At 40.7% G+C, this 3,533-nt stretch carries 4 protein-coding genes; 2 read left to right on the top strand and 2 right to left on the bottom strand.

The annotated features are described in order from the left end of the window. Positions 1 to 682: Tn3 family transposase (locus tag R8N47_RS23230; protein ID WP_225468083.1), on the top strand; the 682-nt coding region annotated here is incomplete at its 5' end. 127 nt (positions 683 to 809) lie between these two features. Beyond that, positions 810 to 1,001 (top strand): hypothetical protein, encoded by a 192-nt coding sequence (locus R8N47_RS23225; protein ID WP_225455764.1) that lies wholly within the window; start codon positions 810 to 812, stop codon positions 999 to 1,001. Positions 1,002 to 1,895: 894 nt separating this feature from the next. On the opposite strand, the gene R8N47_RS23220 is transcribed toward R8N47_RS23225, so the two are convergent. Next, a complete protein-coding gene (locus tag R8N47_RS23220) occupies positions 1,896 to 2,258 on the bottom strand; it encodes a hypothetical protein (protein WP_025634091.1) in 363 nt (120 codons plus the stop codon). Positions 2,259 to 2,344: 86 nt separating this feature from the next. Then, positions 2,345 to 2,629 (bottom strand): hypothetical protein, encoded by a 285-nt coding sequence (locus R8N47_RS23215; protein WP_138058896.1) that lies wholly within the window; start codon positions 2,627 to 2,629, stop codon positions 2,345 to 2,347. Positions 2,630 to 3,533: the final 904 nt, after the last annotated feature.

Below are 3,533 nucleotides of genomic sequence, written 5' to 3'. Positions count from 1 at the left end.
CGCCTTACTGGATCTATGCGGTTACAGTTTTGCACCGCGATACGCGCAGTTCAGTAGTGTCATCAATGATCTGTTTGATGTGACTGAAAGTGAACAAGGCAGCACCATACTGGCGCTAAAGAAGCCTATCAGAACGAATGTTATTACAACGGGATGGCAAGATATCAGGCGTATTGTTCTGTCACTTCAGACAAAGCGGACGACACAAGCAATGCTGGTAAGAAAGTTGTCTGGTTACCCTTCTGGACACCCAATATTACAGGCTCTGACGGAGTATAATCGACTGGTTAAAGCGCAATATTTACTTGACTACATCGACGATGCCAGTTTGCGGCAGTATGTGCAACGTGCCCTGAACCGGGGAGAAGCATGGCACTTCCTTAGACGAGCCATTGCGTCGGTGAATGGTGATCAGTTCCGTGGCAAAAACGAGTCTGAAATCGCTATCTGGAATGAATGCGCAAGATTGCTTGCCAATGCGCTCATCTACTTCAACTCCGCGATACTGAGTCATCTTCTGGGACACTTTGAAGCGACAGGTGATGAAGAAAAAGCGGCTATCACTCGTGCTGTTTCGCCCGTTGCATGGCAAAATATCAACTTAAGCGGGACGTATAACTTCACCAATACCGGAAAATTGCCTGATATTAGTGAAATTACGAAGCCAATCGTGGATGATTAAGCTTGGAAACGAAAGTAACCCACAGCTGGAGGCTATATAATACAAAGCCTGTAGCATTCTATGTTACTTTAGAGGGGAAAATCCCTAGAACCCCTTCTTGGCTCATAGTTATTTCCAAGCTAAAGCTATGGATTTTATGAACGCGTCTGGGCGTAATAAGATGATTACAGGGTTGGAAAAATCAATAGAGTTGTTCAATGAGGTTGAGGACATCCTAAACCCAATCACAATGACTGTCGCAGCAAAGTATGGGTTAACCGAGGAAGTTATTGCAAATATTCAAAAACAGGCTCTGGAAGATGCGAAAACCGACCTTTAACAAACGACTATGGCGTCAATAACTAATTTTTAGCTATGTTCTAATCCTACATGATGCATCTCTTAGCATATCACAACCATCTTGCGAACACATGCAATAATAGCAAGCGTTTAAGGTTTCAAGATGCTTTTTCTAATCTGACAAAAACGTTTTAATACACAGCTCTAAAACATTTTTGTCCAGATACGTGTTCCAGCGGATGGTCAGACAACCAGTATGATACTTTTATAGTCAATTGTTGTGAGATTGAAACATGGTAGTACCAATTGGTATGAATCTTTATTTATGTCAGCGTGACATTTAGAACGGTACTGACAGGCTTACTTGAACATTTAGTATGAAACTTTATTTCTCTCCCAAATCTACGGGGACTTCAAACCATAAATATACACGGTATCCACCACCTAAACTACACCACAAGCCGCTGTTACGACACCAATAACCTTAACTACCTCACTCGCTTTAACTCGAATTAAGCGAGCTTCGCTCGCAAAGAATCAAGCTCCCTTTCGCGTCTTCGACGCTAACGAATAAGGGCTTCGCCCTAAATATTTCTACTCCTTGGTGGCTTCGCCACTGCTAAGACCCCCTGGAAAAAAGTTTGGCGTAGCCAAACATAGATATGGATAGATAAAGATAGAAATAAATCGATATGAATAGTATTTACCAATCTAAGAAGCGGCGAAGCCGCTGGTTCTCCCAGGGGGGAGAATGCTCAAGAGGCGGCGAAGCCGACCTTATAGTTACAGCACGTGCGGATGGAGCGAAGCGGTGGGGGAGAGGCACCAATGAGTACCTTAAAGTGTGGTGGATACCGTGTATAGTTGACTAATTTTTGTTCGATAGTGGTTCAAATGAGGTCCGATTTAGACCTCAATATTTGAAAACGAAGTATTAAGTTAAAGCTGATAATGGCCAAGCAAATGTACTCAATGAGTTGTCTGACTCTTTGATTTTCTCCACAAGGTCATCCGCTCCGACTTCAATACCACATTCATACAGTCCATAAACCTCTTTTACAAAGAAAGGTTCGTCCGAACTAGTGTCCTTTACCATTTTTCGATTAAGGCATTCATTAATAAATGTTCTAGAGACATGTAAGTTCTCAGGATGTTGCCTGTTCCAGGTATCGATCGTATGCATTCTGGAATCTTTGATATGAGCGAGGTGCTGACTAATTTGTCCTCCAATTATCGACACTATGACAGTAATCGAAAACAATATTACTTTTAGACTAAGACGGATCGCAGATTTCATGCAGTATTCCTATTATAGAGGGGGATTTATTCTGATTTGGTGCTTAACGAGGTTGTTTGTGAAAGCTCTATCAAGTTGTAGTTAGGTCATGACATAAAAGGAACACCAGCCTTTTCTAGGTCTTGCCATGTAAGGGGGGCGTTCTTCACTGTACGGGGTGTTTCAAAGTGAACATTTTCGGCTTCTGAAATAAACATTCCTCTATCAGGATTTAAAAGATCCATGATTAAAGTGCCATCGGGATGGACAATAAACTCCAATTGATATCCCTCCGGTACATTTGGCCATTTATAATCCTCAGGAATGATGCCTTTAAGCCTTTGCGAGACAATGGAGACTGTCAAAACTTCATCTTTATCAATTTTTATCATATCAATCATACTCTTCGTTAATATTTGTACCAAAGCTCATATGGAAACTAAGTTGATCAAATTATCAACTAGCTCAGCATGAGGTTTTCCTAACATACGTATTAAAATATATGGTAACATTAGTATTGTTTTTTATACGCGAATGACATCTATTATTCAATGTTTAGTCTAGACTGCCTAAGAATGGTTGAGGAAAAGCTAATGTTTAGAACAAAGTATTTACTGATAGCACTATCTTGTACTGCTTTGATTTGCCTGATTTTCTTTAATAGCGGAGCATACAAAGACAATTTCGAGGTGGTGGCCAAGGTATGTGGTCTACTATCACTAGCTAGCTGGCTAGAACGTACAAAGCAGATATAACAGATAGTCGTCATGTGGCCAAAACCTATACATCCATATCTACTTAAAAAGCATGCGTACAGGTGTGCTCTAGATCCATATCGACACACGTTGATGACACTCCAGAACTATGACGACCTGATAAACCTAGATCTGCAGGTGCTTGATACTCTCTATCAACTAGAACATTTGATAGTCAGTCATTTAGAAAAAATGACAAACCATCATATTAACTCAATTACTAGTGGTAAGTACCTTTTCGGCTTGAAACTAATAGAGGCGGCTATACACAGACTTCCAGTACCGACATTCGAAAATATTGAACTGACATCGCGATCAGATAACGGCGTAAGACAAATCCTCGCGATAAAAGTGTTGTAACTGAGAATATTTGAACTAGGAGACTCAAGATTGGAAAGCGCAGTAACTAAAACAAGATGTACTGCTAAGCGCAATACATCAACGAACATCGAAAGGGCATGCTCTGCTCTGAGGAATCCCCTAATGATTTTGATAAAAATCATAAATTTAAGGTAGATGCACATCTTGTCATGTGATCAAA

It is taken from the genome of Vibrio sp. 2132-1 (genome assembly GCF_033344315.1).
Note: the sequence above shows the minus strand (reverse complement) of the source record. Positions and strands in the feature narration are given on the sequence as shown.

Excerpts from the sequence above, each read along its gene's own strand:
- R8N47_RS23215 (WP_138058896.1), bottom strand. The coding sequence starts at position 2,629 with ATGATAAAAATTGATAAAGATGAAGTTTTGACAGTCTCCATTGTCTCG.
- R8N47_RS23225 (WP_225455764.1), top strand. The coding sequence starts at position 810 with ATGGATTTTATGAACGCGTCTGGGCGTAATAAGATGATTACAGGGTTG.
- R8N47_RS23220 (WP_025634091.1), bottom strand. The coding sequence starts at position 2,258 with ATGAAATCTGCGATCCGTCTTAGTCTAAAAGTAATATTGTTTTCGATT.